Genomic DNA, 2,792 nt, shown 5'->3' with positions numbered 1-2,792 from the left:
GGGTCAGAACTCATGGCCGCCGCTTGGGCGTCTGTGCTGGCCTGTCGATCGTTCTCGATGGCGGCTTGTGTCGCCAGAGTTTGGGCCATAGCCATTTGTGTTTGCTGGGTTTTCAGCAGTTGTGAGGCTATCTGCCCATGCAGTTCATTGCTGACCATCATAGCCCCATGCGTGCCGACGGTCGTAGTGGCGGCCTGCTGCATTGCACTGATATTGCTGCTGTCGTTGCTTAACTGACTTTGTTGTTCAGACAATAGATTTTTCAAAGTCGATAACTGCTGACTGGCAACAGAATAATTATTCTGCAATGTCTGGTTTAGTTGAGAAACACGACCAACTGAATAAACGCCAGATTGTAGCCTGTTAATTATTCCGTCAAGATTTCCACTTGTTAGAGCCTGACCATTACCTATGTTTTGCAGGCTTTCTACTTCCCCCAAATCTGCATAAAGCTCACTTTTAACCCGCTGTAGTTCGTCCAGCATGGAAGCAAGCTGCTGTGCCCATCGCACGGCTTCCGTTTCTTCCTGCGTGCAGGTTGGGCATGCAGTAAGTATCTGTGCGTGAGATTGCTGCGGAAACGCCATAAAAAAAGGAAAAAGAAATAGGCATTTCTTTATCATATTGATAAACCTTAATTATTTACTTACGTTGTGTCCCACAAGTATTGAAATACTATCAAAAACATCTTCTGAAATCAACGGATTTGCGCTCCCGTTATTTTCAAAACCCCATAACTAAAGTCGAAATATTCTTTTTTATGCCTTGTTGGCGAACTGTTCCGCCACACGGGCTTCATGGGGTCACTGGCCTGCCGGAAATCATCCAGCCTTGGAGCCGATCCCCCGTCGAGCATGAAATGCGAGTAAGGCTGTTGGCCCCATAGGGGGCAACATATCTTGCCTATTCGTTTTTTGTCTCAAACAGCCCGACTTGGCCCTGACAAGGCTTTTTTTTCTTTCGGGCTAAACCGGGCCAAGTCGGGCCATTTAGGGCTGTTTAGGGCCAAGTTGGGCCGAGTTTTTTTGGTTTTCATGCTTCGGGCCATTTGGGGCCAAATCGGGCTGTTTGAGACAGAAAATAACTCGGTAAGATGTGTTGCCCCGTCCGGGGCAACGGACTTACTCGCGCTCCGCACTCGATGAGAATTAACTCCAAACAAGCGTTTCTGACCTAACCGCAAGCTGTTGCGGTTAGGTGGGCAGACCTCTCCCGTCTGCTCCCCTTCAATGCCTTTTCAGTCGTTGCGGTTAAGTCTGTCAGACCGTTTATGAGCCTCTTAGGCACCACTGGATCATGTCCAGTCGGCTCATTTGTGGGTCGTGTCTGACCCTCTCCCCTTTTTTTAATATATCTTTGGGGGGGTTCTCCGCATCCGTTGCGGTTAGGTGGTGGAAAAGTCCGCGGAAGGCCCGGCAGGTCGCCGCAGCCTCTCTCTTGGCCGCCTCGTGAGCTTTACGAGCTGCTGCCGCGACGATGGCGGCCGCCTTCTGGGCCATCGTCACAGCAACTTCATACAGGTTGCTGGTCCGCACCCTTTTGCCCTTCTCCGCGTCATAGACGTACCTGGGGGTCACACGCAGCAGACCAAGCCCCTCGGCCTCATTCAAGGCCGCCCAGACCGTTCGTTCTGATAGGCCGGCCTTCTGGGCCACGGCAGCGTGAGAGGGATACAGGGCGCAGTCTGGCCCCATCATGTCGATGAACGCACGCAGGGCGATGCGCTTGGTGCCCTTGAAGTAACCTTCACCTGCCAGACGCTCCACATCGGTCAGGAACAGGCTTTTCAGCGTGCGCCTGGCAATGACGTTTGGCTCATGGGAGAGGGCGGGAACGCGATTTCTTACAAAGGCCACGGTCGATCTTTCGACCCTGCGAACCTATCTTCTCTTGAGGGGAAACCCGGAACTGGGTTATCTCTTACCCCTCGGAAGTAGTAGGCCCACCGGGTTACGCTGGGGTGGGTTTACTGGAAGGCTCGGTGTGCAACCACCGGGCCTTCCCCGTTTCTGGGGCTAGATTTCTCTGGATTGGCTCCAAAAGCAAGCCCCCTCTCTTTTCGTCCCCCTAAATTTCTGTCTGTAATCTGCCGCCTGACACTAAATAGGCAATCGTTTTACCACACCAGAATGAGGCATTAATAATATTGAACCAAAATATAATGCCTTTTTGAACTTCTATAATATGACACACAAAACAAAAGACCCTCCATAGAGGGTCTATATATTATTTTGACTTATTATAGTGGTTCATTTCCAATAAAATGCCCTGCACAGGACATGCAGGGCACAAGAAACCATCAGGAAACTGAATTATCACTGGCGGATGGCTGCGGCGCAGGCGGCGGCGGTGCATTATTTCGCACCATGTATGCCGTCAGTCGGCCAGACAGGGTGCCGGTATGAATCCCGGTCCCGGTCATGCGGCCATAGGCGTTTTGCGCCACAGCACGGCCAATCTGGCCGAGCGCAGATCCCGCGCGCCCTTGGGTTCCATTGCTACCACCAGCCGATGCACCACCAGCCGCGCCACCAGTGCCGCCAAGCTGGGCAGCGCCAGCGGCATCCCCTGCGGCCCCGGCTCCACCAGAAGCCCCGCCAGCCACACTTTGCCCAAGGTTGGCCATTGCCCCCTGCGCCCCTTCTCCAAGGGCGCCAGAGGCCGCCATAACGCCAGCGCCACCCACTGCTGCGGTTGCTGCCGCGATACCGGCCTGAGCAAAGCCCTTGAGGGCCTCGGCTGCGGTGGAGCCAGTGGCCGCGCCTGAAATCACCTGTTGGGCCAGATTGGGG

The 2,792-nt window shown here is 53.8% G+C and carries 3 protein-coding genes; all 3 read right to left on the bottom strand.

The window, feature by feature from the left end; genetic code table 11:
• Positions 1–623, bottom strand: a 623-nt coding sequence (locus ACP7IZ_RS13660; RefSeq protein WP_426849712.1) for a hypothetical protein, incomplete at its 3' end; no start/stop codon positions are given.
• Positions 624–1,268: 645 nt separating this feature from the next.
• Positions 1,269–1,856, bottom strand: coding sequence for a hypothetical protein (locus ACP7IZ_RS13655; protein WP_426849710.1), 588 nt, complete (start codon positions 1,854–1,856; stop codon positions 1,269–1,271).
• A gap of 443 nt (positions 1,857–2,299) precedes the next feature.
• Positions 2,300–2,792 (bottom strand): hypothetical protein (locus tag ACP7IZ_RS13650; protein ID WP_426849708.1); only part of this gene is annotated, 493 nt, incomplete at its 5' end.

This window comes from Acetobacter sp. AAB5 (assembly GCF_050106715.1).
Classification (GTDB): Bacteria; Pseudomonadota; Alphaproteobacteria; order Acetobacterales; family Acetobacteraceae; genus Acetobacter; species Acetobacter oryzifermentans.
Note: the sequence above shows the minus strand (reverse complement) of the source record. Positions and strands in the feature narration are given on the sequence as shown.